The sequence below is a fragment of the Haemophilus parainfluenzae genome, from assembly GCF_900450995.1.
GTDB classification, from domain to species: domain Bacteria; phylum Pseudomonadota; class Gammaproteobacteria; order Enterobacterales; family Pasteurellaceae; genus Haemophilus_D; species Haemophilus_D parainfluenzae_O.
This window is the reverse complement of record NZ_UGHY01000002.1, coordinates 2,073,432-2,094,322: the sequence shown is the minus strand read 5'-3', so window position 1 is coordinate 2,094,322 and position 20,891 is coordinate 2,073,432. Positions and strand designations below refer to the sequence as shown.

The following is a 20,891-nucleotide window of genomic DNA, read 5'->3' as shown; positions in this document are numbered from 1 at the left end:
ATTTTAGCATAAAAAGAAACCCTGTGGAAATAATCCGACAGGGTTTTCTATGAGTGGAAAAGAACTTACTTCTCGAGTTTTAACGGTTCAATTTTCCAGATATTTTTCGCATATTCAAGAATCGTGCGGTCAGATGAGAAGAAGCCCATATTCACGATATTTTGAATTGTGCTTTCAATCCATTGATCGCGTTGTTTGTATTTTTCATCTACGGTTTTTTGAGTTTCTACATAACTACGGAAATCAGCGAAAGCTTGATAATAATCGTGGTATTGCAAGCCTTGTAATAGTTGATGATAACGTTGAGGATCTTCTGGTGAGAATTTACCCTCAATAATTTGATCCACGACTGTGCGTAATTGAGCATCATTTTGATAGTATTCAAATGATCGATACCCTTCTCGACGAAGTTGCTCAACTTGTTCCACAGTGTTACCGAAAATAAAGATGTTATCTTCACCCACGTTTTCCAAGATCTCCACGTTCGCACCGTCAAGTGTACCGAGTGTCAATGCACCATTTAAGGCAAACTTCATATTACTGGTGCCAGAAGCCTCTGTGCCTGCAAGTGAAATTTGCTCTGAAATATCCGCTGCTGGAATAATTAACTGGGCAAGGCTCACGCTGTAATTTGGAATAAATACAACTTTTAAACGGCCTTTCAAACGCTCATCATTATTGATGACATTAGCAACATCATTAATTAAATGGATCGTTTGTTTCGCTGCATAATAAGCCGAAGCTGCTTTACCTGCTAAAATAAATACGCGCGGTTGCCAATCTTTTTCAGGATGAGCAAGCATTTCATTATAGCGAGCAATAATATGCAATACGTTCAACATTTGACGTTTATATTCGTGAATACGTTTTACTTGAACATCAAATAACGCATGTGGATCAAGTTCAACACCTAATTCAGATTTCACGTATTCCGCCAATTTCACTTTATTCGCAAATTTAATATCTGCAATCGCTTCTTTAAATGCTTTTTCTTGCGTAAATGGTTTAAGTTTTTCGATTTGACTTAAATCACAACGCCATTCTGAACCAATGTATTTATCGAATAAGTCTGCCAATTGTGGATTCGCCACGGCTAACCAACGACGAGGGGTAATACCGTTTGTTACATTGGTAAAGCGTTCTGGGAAAATGAGAGCAAAATCTGCAAAGGTTGAAGTCACCATTAAATCAGAATGAATTTCTGCCACACCGTTGATTTTGTGTGAACCTACCACGGATAGCCATCCCATACGTACTTTGCGTTGGTAGCCTTCTTCAATCAGTGAAACACGACGGATAAAATCGTTGTCAGTCGTCACATAAGTGCGGACATATTCTAAGAAGTGATCGTTAATTTCAAAAATCATCTGTAAATGACGCGGTAAGATTTTCGCCATCATTTCCACTGGCCAAGTTTCTAATGCTTCAGACATAAGGGTATGGCAAGTATAAGAGAAAATCTTACGCGTCATCTCCCAAGCTTTTTTCCATTCAAAACCTTCATCATCCACTAAAATTCGCATTAACTCAGGAATTGCTAACGCTGGGTGGGTATCGTTTAAGTGAATCGCCACTTTATCTGCCAAGTTTTCAAGGCTATCGTGGGTACGTTTGTGACGGCGTAAAATATCTTGAAGTGATGCAGATACTAAGAAATACTCTTGACGTAAACGCAATTCGCGACCATTCCAAGTAGAATCATCCGGATAAAGTACGCGTGATAAGTTTTTATTTGCGGAGTGTTCTTCTAATGCCGCTAAGTGTTCACCGCGGTTAAAATCTGCGAGATTAAATACTTCTCCCGCATGAGCAGACCATAAGCGTAATGTTGCTGCAGAATTATTTTGATAACCCGGGATCATTTGGTCATAAGCAAGTGCGGTCACTTTTTCGGTATCTTGCCAAATGCATTTTTTATCTTCGAAATGAATGTTTCCACCAAATTCTACGGTAAAGCGTTTAGATGGACGAATGAACTCCCAAGGTGCACCTTTTTCAAGCCATGCATCTGGGCGCTCGACTTGCTGGCCATTTTCAATTTTTTGGCGGAACATACCATATTCATAACGAATACCGTAGCCCATACCTGGTAAACCAAGGGTCGCAATAGAATCCATAAAGCAAGCGGCTAAACGACCTAAACCACCATTACCCAAGCCAGGATCAACTTCTTTTTCTAAAACTTCTTCCAAATCGACATTTAATTCAGATAAGGCTTCTTGTGCTAATCCATAAATACCTTCTGCAATCATGGCATTAGAAAGCGTACGTCCAATTAAGAATTCCATTGAAAGGTAGTAAACACGGCGAGAATCTTCCGCTCGAGTTTGGCGAGCTGTGGTAATCCAACCTTCTGTCACTAAATCTCGAACAGCATGCAAAGTCGCATTTAACCAGTCTCGTTGGCTCGCTTCACGCGGTGAGCGACCAATTAAAAAAATAAGCTTATAAACAATTGATTTTTTGATTGCCTCAACAGTCATTTGTGGGCGATTGTATAGGAATGGAGAATCAAAATTATCCATTATCATAAGTAAAACCTCGGTTTGAATGTTAAAAAATTATCTATAATAAAAGAGATGTTGATTTAAAAATTCACGCACATTTCAAAAAATCAATCGAAATAGACCGCTCTTTATATCCGAGAACCTTTATACCTCTAATAAATTCGTTCGAATTTTATGCTTATTTTGTCGAAAAACAAGCATAATCACAGAGCTTGCAACAATAATCTACAAACAGACTGTTGCTCTTAACGTTTATAAATAAAACTACAAACGTTCATAAAGTGCACGATATTGTTCTGCTGCTTTACGCCAGCTGAAATCTTGTGCCATCGCATTCGCTCGCAATGCTGACCAGACTCTCGGTTTTTGCCAAATATCAAACGCTTGTTGAATGCTTTTGCGTAAATCTTCAGCGATAGCTTGCTCAAACACAAAACCAGTTGCCGTGCGATCTTTAATATTTTCCGGTGTGCTATCCACCACCGTATCGGCTAAACCACCCGTTTTACGAACAAGAGGAAGTGTGCCATATTGCAAACCATAAAGTTGTGTTAAGCCACAAGGCTCAAAACGACTTGGCACTAAAATCACATCACCACCAGCCACTAATAAATGTGACAGTGTTTCATCGTAACCAATTTTGACTGCTACATTTTGTGGATAACGTTCAGCAAGCTCACGAATACCTTGTTCAAAGTGCGGTGCGCCAGAACCCAAAATCATCAGCTGGCCACCTTGTTTTACAATTTCATCCGCACTTTCAATCAATAAATCTACGCCTTTTTGCTCGGTTAAGCGGGTTACCATCACAAATGCCAATGCATTTTCATCTTGCGGTAAATTAAAATAAGCTTGCAGTTCAGCTTTATTCTGTTTTTTACCTGCCATATGTTTCAATTTGTAACGATGCTGAATATATTGATCGGCATTTGGATGCCAAATATTTTCATCTACACCATTAAGAATCCCCACTAAACGCCCTTGAGATTTTAAACCAGAAAGTAAACCTTCTAAGCCATAGGCAAACTCAGGTGTTGTAATCTCTTTGGCATAAGTCGGACTCACTGCAGTGCTGACATCAGAATAAAATAAGCCTGATTTTAAATAGGAAATCTGTCCAAATAACTCTAAACCATCAACATTAAACATGCCTGCAGGCAAGCCAATTTCAAATAAATGCTGATAATGGAATTGCCCTTGATATGCTAAATTGTGGATTGTAAATACCGATTTTGCTGGGCGACCTTTATTAAACAAATAAGCAGCACATAAGCCAGCATGCCAATCATGAGCATGAACGACGTCCGCACGCCACCAGCTATCTAAACCAGTAGATAATTCAGCACCAACCCAACCAAGTAAGGCAAAACGTTTATAATTATCACCATAATCATTATAGTAACAATCGTGGTATGGATTCCCCTCACGCGCATATAAATGTGGCGCATCAATTAAATAAACGCCTACGCCATTATATTCGCCGTAGCACAACACCACATGTCCCGCAAAATTATCAAATTCAGCAACAACTTGTGTATTAGAAATACCTGCAGAAATCGCTGGATAAGCAGGCAATAAAATACGTGCATCAAGCCCTATTTGATTTTGGGCTTGCGGTAAAGCCCCTAAAACATCGGCTAAACCGCCTGTTTTAAGGAGCGGATAAAATTCTGAGCAAACGTGTAAAACTTTCATTTAATTTTTATTTTCCCTATAAAACATAAATAACGCTCGATCAACTGCCCTCTTTAGAAAAGAGGGGATTATAAAGTGCGGTCAAAATTCACCGCACTTTTCATCATTAATCTAAATGCTCTTCAGAGACGACTTCTTCCCCTTCTAATTTTTTCAGCATTTTCGGGGTAACTAGAATCACTTTACCAGTTGAACTGATACGGAATCGTTTTTTATCTTCTTCCATATTCACACCAATTTCCATGCCATCAGGAATGATACATTCACGGTCTAGAATACAGTTTTTCAATATACAATTCTTACCGATCTTAACTTGTGGCAATACCACGCAATGATCCACTTTTGAGAAAGCATCAATTTTAACGCGATCGAATAGCACGGAATTACTGATAGATGCATCAGTAATCACGCAACCACCGCCAATTAAAGAATTATCGACTGGATGAACATTTGAATTTTTGTAGAAGAATTTTGATGGGTAAGCTTGAATTGGATTACCGCGAATTGGCCAACTTTGGTCATAAATATCAAGCTGTGGATTTTCAGATACTAAATCAATATTAGATTGCCAGAAGCTATCCAATGTACCTACATCACGCCAATAAATTTCACCTTCAGTATTACGTCCCATGCAAGAACGGCTGAAAGGATGCGCATAAAGGGTTTCTTCTGCTAAACATTTTGGTAATACATCTTTACCGAAATCATGGCTAGTTTGTGGTGTATTGACCTCTCTCTCCAACATTTTGTAAAGATAATCCGCATTAAACACATAAATCCCCATTGATGCGAGTGAAACATCAGGTTTACCTACCATTGCTGGCGGATCTTTTGGTTTTTCAACAAAGGCTTTAACTTTTAAATTTTCGTTTACTGCCATGACACCAAATTCATGTGCTTCAGAGCGTGGTACTTCAATACAACCCACCGTACATTTTGCACCGCTGTTCACATGGTCCATCAACATGACGCTATAGTCTTGTTTGTAAATATGGTCACCCGCCAAAATTAAAACGTATTTAGGGCGATAGTGATCACGAATAATCGCCATATTTTGATAAACAGCATCCGCCGTACCACGATACCAAGTTGAATCATCAATTTGTTGACGAGCAGGAAGCATATCAACAAACTCCCCTTTTTCTTGTGGTAAGAAAGACCAACCTGTTTGCAAATGACGAAGTAAAGAGTGTGCAGCGTATTGAGTCACTACCCCAATTCGGTTCAAACCAGAGTTAATACAATTAGAAAGTGCAAAGTCAATAATACGGCGATTACCACCAAAATAAAGGGCTGGTTTTGCGCGTTTATCCGTAAGTTCATGCAAGCGTGAACCACGTCCACCCGCAAGAATAAGCACCAAAGTATTTTTAACTAAATCATATTTGTTAAGGTCGCCAGCTTTCATAAGGATCTCCATAGTCTTATAGTTATTCGTCACTCAGCATACAAAAGCCCATTAAGCTAAGCTCTGCTTGTTGTGCATCGAGGGTTAAATTATGTGTGCCGATTTTAGCTTTCCATTTTCCATCGGGTAAGTGAAAAACCTGTCCTTCGGCTTTGGCATTAATCAATAAAAGACAATGCTTATCTAAAACTACTTGTAATGCTTTGGTTTGTTGATTTTGCCAATCGTCAACTGTCATCTGGTTACCGTGAATGTTAAGCCATTGCACATTGTCACCTGACCACCATTGATTCCGATTTAAACTACCAATTTGCTTACGCGCCGCAATCGTTTGCTTGGTAAGTTCAAATAATTCCTTATTAAAATTTGCCCATTTTAGCCAAGTAATTTCGTTATCTTGGCAATAGGCATTATTGTTACCATATTGAGTGTTGCCGAACTCATCGCCCGCCAAAAGCATCGGCGTGCCATTCGCCAGCAATAAACTCATTAATAATCCGCTTTGTGCAAAAGTGCGGTTATTTTCCACCGCACTTTTTTGCGGTTCAGAAAGGCATTCAGTAGAACCTTCTACCCCATGGTTATAACTGTAATTTTCATTGCGACCATCACGATTTTCTTCGCCATTTGCTTCGTTATGTTTTTGGTTATAACTCACCAAATCTTGCATAACGAAACCATCATGAGCGGTAATAAAATTAAGTGTTGTGTGTGGTAAGCGGTCATTTTTCTTAAATAAATCGCTAGAACCTGCAAAACGTTCAGCAAATGCGCCTATTTCGCCACTTTTCCATAGCCAGAAACGGCAGAGATCATCGCGGAATCGGTCGTTCCATTCGGCAAAATAACTTGGGAATTGCCCGACTTGATAACCGTAATGTCCAATATCCCACGGCTCGGCAATCAATTTAATATTTTGTAAACTTGGCTCATTTTTTATGTCAGTAAAAAGCTGAGCTTGTGCATTAAAATCTGGTGTATCACGCCCAAGAACCGAAGCTAAATCAAATCGAAAACCATCAACATGACACTGTTCAGCCCAATAACGTAAACAATCTAAGACCCATTTTCGCCCTACATCGGAGGATAAATTGAGCATATTGCCGCAGCCTGTCCAATTGATATAACGCCCTTGATCGTTGCGCCAATAGTAAGTTTGATCATCAATACCACGCTGGCAGAATGTTGGATAAGTTTGCTCTGACTCTGCGGAATGGTTAAATACCACGTCTAAAATAACTTCAATGCCCGCTTTGTGAAACGCCTTCACCATCGCTTTAAATTCAGCTAATGGATTATTTGTTGACGCATATTTAGGTTCCACCGCAAACATAGCTAAAGGATTGTATCCCCAATAATTTTGTAAGCCTCGTGCCTGTAAGTGCGGCTCATTTATATGGAAATTTACAGGCAGCAATTCCACTGCAGTCACACCTAATTCTTTTAAATAAGCTAAATTAGTAGGATGACTTACGCCCGCATAGGTGCCCCGTAATTCAGCTGGAATCTTGTCGTTAAGTTGGCTAAAACCTTTGATATGCAATTCATACACAATGGTTTCCGCCCAAGGCGTATTGGGTGCGGTATCATTTTCCCAATCAAAATCTTCTGAAATAATCACCGCTCTTGGCGCAATATGAGCATTATCATGATGATCATTCATTAAGAACCAAGAACGACTTTCTTCGGTAGTTAAATCTGGTTTACCATTCACCGCTTTCGCATAAGGATCGAGCATTAATTTATTCGGATTGGCATGTTCACCGTAAATGCGGAATCCATATTCTCTCCCAACCTCTACGCCTGCTACAGCTAAATGCCATACATTATTTGTGCGAACCATAGGAAAACGCGTTTCCTTATCGCCATCAAACAGGCAAAGTTCAATACCACTCGCTGCAGCAGAGAATAGTGCAAAATTAGTCACTTTCACGCCATTCTCGGTAAATATTGAATAGCCCATTGGCGCTGGTTTGCCGTTGTTATAAATCGTAAACATATCTTACAAATTGTATTTCAAATAAACTGTCGCCAACGGTGGAATAGAAATCGAAATAGAATTTTCTCGTCCATGGCTTTTAATTTCTTCACTTGTTACATAGCCAAAATTGCCCACGTTTGAGCCTTGATAATACATAGAATCAGTATTCAGAATTTCTTCATAAGTGCCTGCAACATTTACCCCAATACGGTAATTATGGCGTGGCACAGGTGTGAAGTTACTGATAACAATAATGCGCTCATCATTTGAGCTGCGACGCTCAAAAGCAAATACAGAATTTGCCGCATCATCAACGACAAGCCAATCAAAGCCTTCAGGTGAATAATCCAGTTCAAAGAGTGGTGAGTTTTCTCGGTAAATATGATTCAAATCTTTTACTAATTGCAAAACACCTTTATGCCAGCCACCACCGATATTTTCATCAAGCAAGAACCAGTCCAAACTTTCTTCGTAATTCCACTCACGACCTTGAGCAAATTCATTGCCCATAAAGAGCAATTTTTTACCCGGGTGCCCCCACATATAACCGTAGTAAGCACGTAAGTTCGCAAATTTTTGCCACGCATCTCCTGGCATTTTATCGAGAAGCGAATATTTGCCATGAACCACTTCATCATGCGAAAGCGGTAGCACAAAATTTTCACTGTATTGATACATCATCCCAAAAGTCATTTTATTGTGATGATATTGGCGGTAAATTGGATCAAGCTGCATATAGGCGAGCGTATCGTTCATCCAGCCCATATTCCATTTAAAGTTAAAGCCCAATCCACCGTTTTCACTCGGGTGAGTCACACCAGCAAAAGAGGTAGATTCTTCCGCAATAGAAATTGCCCCCGCCATTTCACTGTGAATTTTCCAGTTGGTATGTTTTAAAAATTCAATGGCTTCTAAGTTTTCACGTCCGCCATATTGATTTGGAATCCACTCCCCTTCCGCACGGCTGTAATCACGGTAAATCATCGAAGCCACGGCATCCACGCGAATACCATCTACACCAAAGCGTTCAAGCCAATACAGTGCATTACTGGATAAGAAATTTTTGACCTCATTACGCCCATAGTTATAAATCAAGGTATTCCAATCTTGATGATAACCTTCGCGAGGATCTTCATGCTCATATAAAGCCGTACCATCAAATGCGACTAAACCATGTGTATCACTTGGGAAATGACCAGGCACCCAATCTAAAATCACATTAATTCCTGCTTCATGTGCACGTTTTACTAAACGGCGGAATGCCTCAGGTGAACCAAAGCGACTGGTTGGCGAATAAAGTCCAAGTGGTTGATAGCCCCAAGAACCATCAAATGGAAATTCAGAAAGCGGTAAAAATTCTATATGGGTGAAGCCCATATCTTTTACATAAGGAATGAGTTCATCAGCAATTTGATCGTAATCTAGCCAAAAATTGTTTTCTAAATTACGACGCCAAGATCCCAAATGCACTTCATAAATGGAAATCGGTTGATTCGTTTGATTTGCTTGACGACGTTGTTCCGTCATTTCGACAACATTTGGTAATGCACTCACTTGCGATGCTGTATCAGGGCGAAGTTGCGAACTAAAGGCAAATGGATCGGCTTTCAAACGAAGATTGCCATGACAATCAATTAATTCAAACTTATAGAGCTGTCCTAAACTGGCTTTTGGTAAAAATAGCTCCCAAACACCACTTTTTAGATGAAAACGCATAGGATGACGGCGACCATCCCAATAGTTGAAATCACCTACAATAGAAACTCGTCTTGCATTAGGTGCCCATAAACGGAAATTCACCCCGCTCACACCATCACATTCCATAAAATGCGCACCAAGCACTTCATAGGGGCGAAGCATAGAACCTTCAGAAAGTAGCCATTGTTCTAAATCATCAATCATAGGATGAAAACGATAAGGATCTTCGACTATTTGCGATTCATTGCCCCAAAAAACCTGTAATTGATAAGCAAAAAAATGACGACAATTTAGAATAACACCAACAAAAAAGCCACGCTCATCAACGCAATCCAGTTCCGTTATTTCTTTACCACTTTCACGCTCAATCACTACCACTCGATTGGCTTCTGGCAATAACGTACGGATTTCAATTCCTCGCTCAGTTTCGTGCATACCAAGCGTAGCAAAAGGATCGCCATTGCTCGCATTATAAAAACTATCAATAATTGCTTGTGTTACTGCGGTTGTCATATTTACTCCTTATACATTTCGCCCTTGGTTAATTTGCACAAAGAGCGTTTTTAAAGCCTCATTGCCAAAAATAAACGCTAACGGTTTAGCAAGTTTCTTGCACCAGTTTGGGTATTCATTTGAGGTGCCCGGCAAATTAAAACTGATTTCTTGACTAAGTAAATTTTCTAATTGCACACCAATCAATCGGCTGTTACTTTCCGCTAAATAATGATGGATCATTCTGTTTAAATGATCGTGCATCGCCATAGAAAGCGCATCACCTTCATAATGCGGCGGTAAATAATTATCACGATGTAAACGATTTAATAAGGCTTGTTTATCCATGACACGTTGATCGTATTTTTGCTTGAGTACTTCTCCATTTAGAATACCGAGTTGATTAAATAATTCTAAATCACGACAATGCCAAAAACTTTGTAATGAGGGAACATCATGCGTACCAATAGTGGCATAAGCATTTCGAGGATAATCAGATATACGAGGAAATTCGCCATTTCGTTGGGCAAAATACAATACAAAATAAGAGAAAATTTGAAACTCGTTTAATTTCCACCGCACTTCATCAGGCACAGTGCCGAGATCTTCACCAATAATCAAACATTCATTGCGCACACTTTCAATGGCAAGAATCGCCATTAATTCATCAAAAGGATAATGTACATAAGCACCGTCAGCCGCGGTTTTTCCCTCTGGAATCCACCACAAACGAAATAAGCCCATAACATGATCGATGCGTAGCACACCGAAATATTGCATATTGGCACGTAGCATATCGATAAATGGTGCAAAGCCACGTGCTTTTAGCACTGTTGGATTATAAGGTGGCAAATTCCAATTTTGCCCGACGGGACCTAACGGATCAGGTGGTGCGCCAATAGAGGCATTTACACAATATAAATCGGGATCGCTCCATACATCAGCACTGCCACGAGAACTATTCACCGCTAAATCGCCATAAATACCCAATTTCATACCAGACTGTTTACAAAGATTTTGTAATGCAGAAAGCTGTTCTTCCGTAAGCCATTGCAACCAAGCAAAAAATTGGATTTTCTGATGGTGCGTTTTTAATAGGGCTTTTCTTTTTGCCGCACTTAAATGTTGCCATTCCTTACGCCAGCCAAGCCAACCGATGCTATTTTCTTCTGCTTGATGATCGGCGTGTTCTTGTAAATCTAATACATTAAATAGCCCCTGTAACAACAAAGGTTCACCTTTGTTTTTTAAATACTCAGCAAAGATTTTTCGACGTGTCACAATTTCAGCGGATTGGCTACGTTGAAAGAAATCAAACAGGGACTCAAGTGCGGTTAATTTTAAACCCAATATTGAAGAATAATCGACGCAATCACTTTCACGTAAAGCAACAATTTTTGCTTGAATATCCTCACGCTTAAACCAATTTTGCACAGAACGGCAACGCTTAAATTCTGGTAACTTTGGAATCGCTAAATATAAAAAATTCAACCAACGACGAGAGGATGAACTATAAGGACTAGCCCAGTTTGGCACAGCAGGATACGGCAAATGTAATGGATTAATTCCCACATAATCGGCACCTTGTTTTGCACTTTGTTCAATTAAAGTGGCTAAATCACCAAAATCTCCAATGCCCCAGTTTTGTTCTGAGCGTAAACTGTAAAGTTGCACATTCACCCCCCACACTTTTTTATTTTTTAATACGGGTGGTAGAAACGCTGTTTTAGGAGAAATAAGTAAACAAACGCGGTACTGTTCAATATCAGAAAAAATAGATAATTGATAATAGCCAAAAGGAAGTGGAGGCAAGGAAAGTACGGATAAATTTGAAAGTGTTTTTTCTAGCAGAATTGCATTAGATTCATTAATTAGCTGATAACGATATTCATAGGAAGGCGACAAATCTAAACGATTGAGTCGATAATCAATCGGTTCATTTTCAAATGCAGCCAGTACATCGTCAAACTGTCCTTTCGCTTTTGGCGGAGGCTGCAAAAGCTCAACAAAAGTTGAAACCGTCTTTTCATCTGCGAAAATAAGATGTCCATCAATATCATAATGAGAAAGTGCGATACCGCATTTTTCTGCTTTTTGTTTGAGAGAATCCGAGATTTGCATAGACACCACATGACAACTGTATAACTCTTGTTAGGGATTATAACCAAGCTGAAAGTGATGACAACCGGCTTTATTTAAAAGTGTGATCTTCGTCAATAATAAATTCAAACCAATCAATCACATCGCGTTCATGAACACCATTTATGATTAAAACATCAGCATTTTTCAAGGAATCTGAATCACCAGAAATAAGCGGATGCCATTCAGGGAGCGTTTTTCCTTCATAAAGCAAACGATAAGCGCAAGTGTCAGGCAACCAATGAAAATCAGGTAAATTCTTTTTGGTGAGCTTGGTGCAGTCGGTTTCAATTTTAAAACGCTCTGAATAATTACCGCACTTTCCAGTTTCCACATCTAATAGATTACAAGCAATGCGTGTGTAATAGAGTTTTTCACGCTTGCCTCGCCCTTGAATGTATTTTCGATAACAGCATTTTCCGCAGCCATCACATAAGGCTTCCCATTCGGATTCTGTCATTTCAAGCAGGGATTTTGTTTGCCAAAAATTAGGTTCAAGTTGCATAGTTAATACAAATAAAAAGTGCGGTCAAAATCGCATTTATTTTGACCGCACTTGGTTGATTAAAATTAGAAGCCTTCTTTTAAGCTTACTGTTAAATTAAATACCAAATGTTCAGGACGGCTATCTTTACTATCTGCACAGAAATAACCTTCACGTTCAAATTGATAACCTTTCTCTGCTTCTGCTTTAGCCAAGCTTTGTTCAACAAAACCATGTTTTACCACGAGAGAATGTGGATTTAACACGCTTTCAATATCATCTTCAGCACCTGGATTTGGCACGGTAAATAAGCGATCATACAAACGGAATTCAGCTGGGTGATTATGTGCAGCAGAAACCCAGTGAATAACACCTTTAACTTTACGGCTATCCGCTGGATTTTTACCTAACGTTTCAGGATCGTAAGTACAGAAGATCGTGGTGATTTCACCATTTGCATCTTTTTCGACACGTTCAGCTTTAATCACATAAGCGTTACGTAAACGCACTTCTTTACCTAATACTAAGCGTTTATATTGTTTGTTCGCCTCCTCACGGAAGTCTGCTCGATCAATATAAAGCTCTTTCGTAAACGGTAATTGACGCTCACCTAATTCAGGGCGATTTGGATGATTTGGTGCCGTTAAGGTTTCTTCGCCTTCAAAGTTTTCAATCACGACACGAACAGGATCAATCACAGCCATTGCGCGTGGTGCATTTTCGTTTAAATCCTCACGAATACAAGCCTCAAGTGCAGAATACTCTACGACGTTATCTTGTTTCGTCACACCGATACGACGGCAGAATTCACGTAACGAAGCAGGGGTATAACCGCGACGACGTAAACCTGAAATCGTTGGCATACGCGGATCGTTCCAACCATCCACAATGCCGTCATTTACTAATTTCAATAATTTACGCTTAGACGTTAACGTGCCTTCTAAATTCAAACGAGAGAATTCATATTGATGCGGTAATGGACGCTCAATACTGATATTTTCCAACACCCAGTCATATAAACGACGGTTATCTTGGAATTCTAATGTACAGATCGAATGAGTAATACGCTCGATTGCATCAGAGATACAATGAGTAAAATCGTACATTGGATAAATGCACCATTTGTCACCTGTTTGGTGATGGCTTGCAAATTTAATACGATAAATTACTGGATCACGCATGACCATAAATGGCGATGCCATATCAATTTTTGCACGTAAACTTGCTTTACCCTCTGCAAACTCACCCTTCTTCATTTTTTCAAATAAAGCTAAGTTTTCTTCAACAGTGCGGTCACGATATGGGCTGTTTTTACCTGGCTCGGTTAAGGTACCACGATATTCACGCATTTCTTCTGGAGAAAGCTCATCCACATAAGCCAAGCCTTTTTTAATTAATTCAATGGCATAGCCATAAAGCGCATCGAAGTAATCAGATGCATAACGCGGTTCCCCTTCCCATTTGAAACCTAACCACTCCACGTCAGCTTTGATGGAATCTACATATTCCACGTCTTCTTTTACAGGATTGGTATCGTCAAAACGTAGGTTACATAAACCTTGATATTCTTTTGCTAAACCAAAGTTTAAACAAATAGATTTTGCGTGGCCGATATGTAAATAGCCGTTCGGCTCAGGCGGAAAACGAGTATGAACACTTTTGTGTTTACCCGAAGCTAAATCTTCATCAATAATTTGAGTAATGAAGTTATGTGTGCGGGTATTTTCCGCATTTTCTAGAGTGTGTGCTGTATTGCTCATAAATTTCTCAATAAATTGAAAATAATTACCCCATTCTATACGAAAAGTCAGGCGTTGTGAATTTGATCCCAAAACTAACCGCACTTTCATCGAATTAACACTGAATTTTTTAGGATTTTTTAGGTCTAATTTGAAGATTTTTCGTGCAAACTGAAAAGTTAACCTTTAGAATACCCTTTAATGAACAAATGTTCATTTTTTATTTTGGATGGCAAAATCTTTATGAAAAAACGCTTTTTTATTTTACTCGGATTACTCGTTGCTGCTGGCGCAGCTTATTATTTTTTCTCAAGCAACAGCAAGCAAGAAACAACCTATCTTACTGAATCAGTTACCCGTGGCAATGTGGAAAAAACCGTTGTCGCTTCTGGCTCAGTTGAAAGTGTGAATGAAGTCGATGTCGGTGCCCAAGCTTCGGGTAAAATAACCAAACTCTATGTCAAATTAGGGCAAGAAATCAAAAAAGGCGAAATGATCGCAGATATTGATTCTACCACACAAATTAATACCTTAAATACCAAAAAGGCCGCATTGGTGAGCTATCAAGCACAATTAAAAGCGAAGAAAACCGCTTATGATGTTGCTCTTTCAAGCTATAACCGCTTATCAAAACTTTATACGCAAAAAGCCACGTCTTTAGATAGTGTGAATACCGCAAAAAGCACCCTTGATAATGCAAAAGCCGAAATGGAAGCCATTGAAGCCAATATCAAACAAGCTGAAATTGAAGTGAATACCGCTGAAACCAATGTGGGTTACACCAAAATCACCGCACCAATGGATGGTACCGTTATTTCTGTGCCTGTTTCAGAAGGTCAAACCGTTAATGCCAACCAAACGACGCCAACAATTGTAACCATTGCCGATTTAAGCAAAATGAAAATTAAGCCTGAGATTTCAGAAGGTGACATTACCAAAGTTAAAGCAGGTCAAGAAGTGAGTTTTACTATTTTATCGGATAGCCAAACCGTGTATCACTCTGTCATTGATTCGGTTGATCCAGCCAATACTACAACAAGTGATAATTCTTCAACATCATCTTCGACGAGTTCAAGTAGCAGCTCACCGACCAGTGCGATCTACTATTACGCCAATGTTTTGATTGATAACCCAGATCGTACTTTACGCATCGGAATGACGACAGAAAATAACATCAAAATTGCCAACGCGAAAGATGTGTTATTGGTTTCCAATATGGCTATTCAAAAACGTGATGGCAAAAGCTTTGTAAATGTATTGAATGACAAAAATCAGCCTGAATCTCGCGAAGTTGAAACCGGTGTTCAAAATGATTTCAAAACTGAAATCAAATCGGGTTTAAACGAAGGTGAAAAAGTCATCGTGTCGCAAGTCACGAATGGTGAACAAGTTGGCTCGATGCCTCGTGGTCCAAGAATGTTCTAAAAGTGCGGTAGAAAATTAATGAATATTATTGAAATTAAGGATCTCAACCGTTACTTCGGTGAAGGCGAAAATCGTGTTCATATTTTAAAAAATGTCTCTTTAAATATAGAAAAAGGCGATTTCGTCGCGATTATTGGGCAATCGGGTTCGGGTAAATCGACCTTGATGAATATCATCGGATGCTTGGATACGGCAACCAGTGGTTCTTACAAAATCAATGGGAAAGAAACCATTGAACTAAGCAAAGATCAGCTTTCAGATTTACGTAGCCAAAAATTCGGCTTTATTTTCCAACGCTATAACTTATTGTCGAGCTTGACCGCAGCAGAAAACGTCGCCTTACCTGCAATTTATGCGGGGATGTCGCAAGAAAAACGTCTTTCTCGTGCAAAACAACTTTTAGAAAAATTAGGTTTAGGCGATAAATGGCAAAATAAACCAAGCCAGCTTTCTGGTGGTCAGCAACAACGTGTGAGTATTGCGCGTGCGTTGATGAATGGCGGTGAAATTATTTTAGCCGATGAACCCACTGGTGCATTGGATTCACAAAGCGGTCAAAATGTGATGGAAATTCTGCGTCAATTACACGCAGAAGGCCACACTATTATTATGGTAACCCATGATCGCGAAATTGCCGCCAGTGCCAATCGCGTGATTGAAATTAAAGATGGCGAAATCATTGGTGATACGCAAAAAGAAACGGTAAAAAGTGCGGTCGAAAATCCAACCAAATCTAAACCGCACTTTGGATTCAGCAAAGATCAATTTGTTGAAGCTTTTCGTATGTCTGTGAGTGCCATTATCGCCCACAAAATGCGTTCTCTTTTAACCATGCTCGGGATTATTATCGGGATTACATCTGTGGTTTCCGTTGTGGCATTGGGAAACGGTTCTCAACAAAAAATCTTGGCTAACATTAAAGGCATTGGTACAAGTACCATGACGATTTTTAATGGTACAGGCTTTGGTGATCGTCGTGCTGAACAAATGCAAAATCTTACGATTAATGATGCCACTGCCTTAAACCAACAAAGCTATGTACAAAGCGTCACGCCAAATAGCTCATCAAGTGGCACATTAATTTATGGTAACCAGACTTTCTCCTCGACCAGTTTAAAAGGTGTGAGCGAACAATATTTTGATGTAGATGGTTTAAAACTAAAATCAGGCAATTTATTTTCAGCTCAAGATGTGGCGGATAACAATCAAGTGGCCTTAATCGATGAAAGTGCGAAAAAATCCATTTTCCCTGATGAAAATCCTATCGGCAAAATCGTGATGTTTAATAAACGTCCATTACGCATTATTGGCGTGGTATCTGATAAACAAATGGGCGGTGCAAGCAGTTCACTTAATATCTATGCCCCTTATACTACCGTGATGAATCGTATTTCGGGCAGTAAAAAAATTGGCTCGATTACCGTAAAAGTAGATGATTCCGTCAATACGACTGTTGCTGAAAAAGGAATTACTGAATTGCTCACCATGCGTCATGGTAAAAAAGATTTCTTCATCATGAATAGCGATACCATTAAACAAACTATTGAAAGCACAACAGGCACGATGAAATTGCTCATTTCCTCTATCGCCTTTATTTCATTGATCGTTGGTGGTATTGGTGTAATGAATATTATGTTGGTTTCCGTAACAGAACGAACCAAAGAAATTGGTGTGCGCATGGCTATTGGTGCGAGACAATTTAATATTCTGCAACAATTTTTAATTGAAGCCGTGCTGATTTGTTTAATTGGCGGCGTGACAGGTATTCTGCTTTCAGGTTTAATCGGTCTGCTCTTTAACGTATTTATGACTGACTTTACGATGGCATTCTCAACTGGCTCAATTATTGCCGCAGTGGTCTTCTCAACCTTGATTGGTGTGATCTTCGGTTATATGCCGGCAAAACGCGCAGCACAATTAGATCCAATCACAGCCCTTGCTCGAGAATAAAGAAATTTTGTAAAACATAAAAGAGCGGTTAAAATTCTCACTAATTTTTGACCGCACTTTAATTGAAAAAGAAAGGAAAAATCCATGTTAAAAATGAAAAAATTAACCTTAGCAATCGCGATGGCAACTGCTCTAGCAGGTTGTGCTAATATCGGCGATTCTTATAAAGCGAGCCAGCAGGATTACCAAAATTATGCGGAAATCACCAAACAATTTAATGTAAAAGAAAACTGGTGGGCGCTTTACAATGATTCACAATTAAATCGTGTGGTAGAACAAGCATTAGTTAACAACAAAGATTTAGCCAAAGCGTCTGTCGCCGTAAACCGTGCTTTATACAATGCAAACCTTGCAGGCGCAAATTTAATTCCGGCATTTAGCGGTTCAACCCAATCTTCTGCAGGTAAAAATCTTAAAACTGGTGGTAACTCAACCATCAGTCATAAAGGTGCATTAAATGTGAGTTATACGTTAGATCTATGGCAACGTTTAGCAGATACTGCAGATGCCGCAGAATGGTCACATAAAGCAACAGCTGAAGATTTAGAAGCAACGAAACTTTCACTCATCAACTCTGTTGTGACAACCTATTATCAAATAGCCTACTTGAATGATGCGATCAGCACAACCGAAGAAACCATTAAATACTACAACGACATTAGCAGCATTATTCAACGCCGTTTATCACAAGGTGTGGCGGACAGTGCAAGTGTAGATCAAGCACAACAAGCGGTGTTAAACGCACGTAATAACTTGATCAACTACCAAACGCAGCGTAAAACAGCAGAACAAACTTTACGTAACTTACTGAACTTAAAACCGGAAGAAGCATTAAATATCAACTTCCCACACATTCTTAATGTAAAAAATGTGGGCGTAAATTTAAATGTGCCCGTTTCTGTGATTGCGAATCGCCCTGATGTAAAAGGCTATCAATATCGCTTAAGCAGTGCGTTCAAAAATGCCAAAGCAACTGAAAAAGGCTGGTTCCCTGAAGTCACTTTAGGCGGAAGCTTAACATCAAGTGGTACTAAAGTCGGTAACGCATTGCACAATCCAGTTGGTACAGGTTTAATCGGCATTAGCCTACCATTCCTCAACTGGAATACGGTGAAATGGAACGTGAAAATCTCTGAAGCAGATTATGAAACCGCACGTTTAAACTATGAGCAAAGCATCACTAAAGCCTTGAATGATGTAGATACCAACTACTTTGCCTACACACAAGCACAAAGTGCCTTTGCCAACTTGCAAAAAACTCACAGTTATAACCAACGTATCACTAAATACTATCGAGATCGTTACAATGCAGGTGTATCTGAATTACGTGAATGGCTTGCTGCGGCAAATACAGAGAAAAGCTCTCAACTTTCTATCTTGAATGCGAAATACAACATCATTCAAGCAGAAAATGCCGTATATAGTTCAATGGCAGGTTATTACTCCCGTTAAAATCATGATTAAGGAAGTTTCGGCTTCCTTAATCTTTTTTATGGACATGAAAAATGAAAAAACAACTAACTTTTTATTTCATTCGCCACGGTAAAACCGTTTGGAATACGGATGGTTTAATGCAAGGTCATGGCGATTCCCCTTTAACCGAAGAAGGCATTAATGGTGCGAAAAAAACAGGCGTGGCACTTAATAACATTCCTTTCATTGCCGCTTATTCCAGCATATTGAAACGTACTATTGAGACCGCCTCTCACATTATCGGAGAACGTGATATTCCCCTTTTCCATCACCAAGGTTTAAACGAACAATATTTTGGTTCTTGGAAGGCCTAGTTGTCGATACGTTAAGAGAACACCCTGAATTCAAGCAACTCATTAAAGATCCTGCTAATTACAAAGCTCAAGTAAATGGTGGCGAAACGTTTGAGCAATTAGGCGAACGTGCCATGAAAGCATTACAGGATATTATTAAGATCCACGATCAAGGTAATATTCTCATTGTATCGCATGGCCATACCTTGCGTTTATTGCTTGCCTTGTTAAACGGCGCAACGTGGCAAAATCACCGCGATGAAGATAAATCAGTATCACTCATCAACACCTCAATTAGTGTTGTTCATTATGATGATAAAAACGGTTTTTGCATTGAGAAAATGAATGATGCGGATCATTTAAAATAAGCAAATTTCGCTAAAAAATAACCGCACTTTGGATGACCTAAAGTGCGGTTAATTTTTATGATGTTTTTGTAATTATTTCACTTCGCGGAATAAAATCTCGCTTGGAATCACAGAACCTTGCCAGTAAAGCTCTGTTGACACTTTCTCTGCTAAATCTAAGAAAGATTTCGCAATTTCACTATCTGGTGCAGCAACCACAGTTGGTTTACCCGCATCCAAATCTTGACGAACTTGAATATTCAAAGGTAACTGGCCTAATACTTTCACATTGTATTTTTGTGCCATTTTTTCTGCACCACCAGTACCGAAAATCGGTTCGTGATGGCCGCAATTGCTACAAATATGCATAGACATATTTTCCACAATACCTAACACAGGTACAGACACACGTTCAAACATAGATACACCTTTCACCGCATCTAATAACGCGATGTCTTGTGGTGTTGTGACCACAACTGCCCCCGTTACAGGAATTTGCTGTGAAAGGGTCAATTGAATATCACCTGTACCAGGAGGCATATCAATCACTAAGTAATCTAAACTATCCCATAAGGTTTCATTTAAAAGCTGACTTAATGCACTACTTGCCATTGGACCACGCCAAATAGTCGCATTATCTTCATCCATTAAGAAACCGATCGAGTTTGCAGATAAACCATGTGCTTTAATCGGGGTGATATGTTGGTTATCTGGTGAGGTTGGGCGTTGATGTGGGGCGCCTAACATATGCGGAACAGATGGACCATAAATATCGGCATCTAAAATACCCACACGAGCACCTTGAGCTTGTAAAGCAAGCGCAAGATTCACCGAAACGGATGATTTCCCTACCCCTCCTTTACCTGAACTCACCGCAATGATGTTCTTCACACCTTTTACAGCGGGTTGATTATTCGCACGTTTTAAAGTAGCAATTTGATAATTCACCACCCATTTGATTTCTTTGCTATCTGTTGCTTTTAATAATGCATCTGAAAGCTGTTGTTTCACTTGCTCCACGCCAGTGTTCCATGCAAAAGGCAATTGTAATTCAATACGTAATACGTCACCGCCTTTTTCAACTTTCTTCAAAGTCTTTAATTCGATTAAGTCTTTTTGTAACGTTGGGTGTTGAAATTGTTGGAAAAGTTGCAGAACCTGAGATTGTTGTTCTGCCGTTAAATTTTCAGAAAAAGCAGTTGCCATAGTATTCCTTTAATAGTAGTAGGTAGTAGAGTAAATTTGTCAGGGATATTCTAC

General features: G+C 39.4%; 12 protein-coding genes and 1 pseudogene. 4 read left to right on the top strand and 9 right to left on the bottom strand.

All coding sequences use genetic code 11. The annotated features are described in order from the left end of the window. Positions 1–65 precede the first annotated feature (65 nt). From DX522_RS10565 to glnS, 8 genes are all read right to left on the bottom strand, one after another. On the bottom strand, positions 66–2,531 hold the full coding sequence (locus DX522_RS10565; RefSeq protein WP_115180761.1) for a glycogen/starch/alpha-glucan phosphorylase: 2,466 nt from the start codon (positions 2,529–2,531) through the stop codon (positions 66–68). Between the two features lie 240 nt (positions 2,532–2,771). Continuing rightward, positions 2,772–4,202 (bottom strand): glycogen synthase GlgA, encoded by a 1,431-nt coding sequence (gene glgA / locus DX522_RS10560; protein WP_115180760.1) that lies wholly within the window; start codon positions 4,200–4,202, stop codon positions 2,772–2,774. 106 nt (positions 4,203–4,308) lie between these two features. Beyond that, a complete protein-coding gene (gene glgC / locus DX522_RS10555; protein ID WP_262054220.1) occupies positions 4,309–5,610 on the bottom strand; it encodes a glucose-1-phosphate adenylyltransferase in 1,302 nt (433 codons plus the stop codon). A 22-nt stretch (positions 5,611–5,632) separates the two neighbouring features. Further along, complete coding sequence (gene glgX, locus DX522_RS10550) at positions 5,633–7,609, bottom strand: glycogen debranching protein GlgX (protein ID WP_115180758.1); 1,977 nt, start codon at positions 7,607–7,609, stop codon at positions 5,633–5,635. Between the two features lie 3 nt (positions 7,610–7,612). Further along, complete coding sequence (gene glgB, locus DX522_RS10545) at positions 7,613–9,802, bottom strand: 1,4-alpha-glucan branching protein GlgB (protein WP_115180757.1); 2,190 nt, start codon at positions 9,800–9,802, stop codon at positions 7,613–7,615. Between the two features lie 9 nt (positions 9,803–9,811). After that, a complete protein-coding gene (gene malQ, locus DX522_RS10540) occupies positions 9,812–11,902 on the bottom strand; it encodes a 4-alpha-glucanotransferase (RefSeq protein ID WP_262054219.1) in 2,091 nt (696 codons plus the stop codon). A gap of 70 nt (positions 11,903–11,972) precedes the next feature. Beyond that, positions 11,973–12,425 carry a YcgN family cysteine cluster protein gene (locus tag DX522_RS10535; protein ID WP_115180755.1) on the bottom strand — a complete coding sequence of 151 codons (453 nt, stop codon included), beginning with the start codon at positions 12,423–12,425 and terminating at the stop codon, positions 11,973–11,975. 65 nt (positions 12,426–12,490) lie between these two features. Then, on the bottom strand, positions 12,491–14,164 hold the full coding sequence (gene glnS / locus DX522_RS10530; protein ID WP_115180754.1) for a glutamine--tRNA ligase: 1,674 nt from the start codon (positions 14,162–14,164) through the stop codon (positions 12,491–12,493). Positions 14,165–14,386: 222 nt separating this feature from the next. On the opposite strand from glnS, the gene DX522_RS10525 reads away from it, so the two are divergent. The 4 genes and pseudogenes from DX522_RS10525 (at position 14,387) to DX522_RS10510 (ending at position 19,652) form a co-directional block, all read left to right on the top strand. After that, on the top strand, positions 14,387–15,568 hold the full coding sequence (locus DX522_RS10525; RefSeq protein ID WP_115180923.1) for an efflux RND transporter periplasmic adaptor subunit: 1,182 nt from the start codon (positions 14,387–14,389) through the stop codon (positions 15,566–15,568). 18 nt (positions 15,569–15,586) lie between these two features. Continuing rightward, positions 15,587–17,518 carry a MacB family efflux pump subunit gene (locus DX522_RS10520; protein ID WP_115180753.1) on the top strand — a complete coding sequence of 644 codons (1,932 nt, stop codon included), beginning with the start codon at positions 15,587–15,589 and terminating at the stop codon, positions 17,516–17,518. 84 nt (positions 17,519–17,602) lie between these two features. Continuing rightward, entirely contained in the window at positions 17,603–18,970 is a 1,368-nt protein-coding gene (tdeA, locus tag DX522_RS10515; RefSeq protein ID WP_115180752.1) for a toxin/drug exporter TdeA, read from the top strand. 53 nt (positions 18,971–19,023) lie between these two features. Further along, positions 19,024–19,652, top strand: a pseudogene (locus DX522_RS10510) (histidine phosphatase family protein). A 72-nt stretch (positions 19,653–19,724) separates the two neighbouring features. On the opposite strand, the gene apbC reads toward DX522_RS10510, so the two are convergent. Beyond that, a complete protein-coding gene (apbC, locus tag DX522_RS10505; RefSeq protein WP_115180751.1) occupies positions 19,725–20,837 on the bottom strand; it encodes an iron-sulfur cluster carrier protein ApbC in 1,113 nt (370 codons plus the stop codon). Positions 20,838–20,891: the final 54 nt, after the last annotated feature.

What these genes read in the sequence shown, in the direction of transcription:
- DX522_RS10565 (WP_115180761.1), bottom strand. Translation starts at nt 2,531, where the DNA reads ATGATAATGGATAATTTTGATTCTCCATTCCTATACAATCGCCCACAA.
- glgA (WP_115180760.1), bottom strand. Translation starts at nt 4,202, where the DNA reads ATGAAAGTTTTACACGTTTGCTCAGAATTTTATCCGCTCCTTAAAACA.
- glgC (WP_262054220.1), bottom strand. Translation starts at nt 5,610, where the DNA reads ATGAAAGCTGGCGACCTTAACAAATATGATTTAGTTAAAAATACTTTG.
- glgX (WP_115180758.1), bottom strand. Translation starts at nt 7,609, where the DNA reads ATGTTTACGATTTATAACAACGGCAAACCAGCGCCAATGGGCTATTCA.
- glgB (WP_115180757.1), bottom strand. Translation starts at nt 9,802, where the DNA reads ATGACAACCGCAGTAACACAAGCAATTATTGATAGTTTTTATAATGCG.
- malQ (WP_262054219.1), bottom strand. Translation starts at nt 11,902, where the DNA reads ATGCAAATCTCGGATTCTCTCAAACAAAAAGCAGAAAAATGCGGTATC.
- DX522_RS10535 (WP_115180755.1), bottom strand. Translation starts at nt 12,425, where the DNA reads ATGCAACTTGAACCTAATTTTTGGCAAACAAAATCCCTGCTTGAAATG.
- glnS (WP_115180754.1), bottom strand. Translation starts at nt 14,164, where the DNA reads ATGAGCAATACAGCACACACTCTAGAAAATGCGGAAAATACCCGCACA.
- DX522_RS10525 (WP_115180923.1), top strand. Translation starts at nt 14,387, where the DNA reads ATGAAAAAACGCTTTTTTATTTTACTCGGATTACTCGTTGCTGCTGGC.
- DX522_RS10520 (WP_115180753.1), top strand. Translation starts at nt 15,587, where the DNA reads ATGAATATTATTGAAATTAAGGATCTCAACCGTTACTTCGGTGAAGGC.
- tdeA (WP_115180752.1), top strand. Translation starts at nt 17,603, where the DNA reads ATGTTAAAAATGAAAAAATTAACCTTAGCAATCGCGATGGCAACTGCT.
- apbC (WP_115180751.1), bottom strand. Translation starts at nt 20,837, where the DNA reads ATGGCAACTGCTTTTTCTGAAAATTTAACGGCAGAACAACAATCTCAG.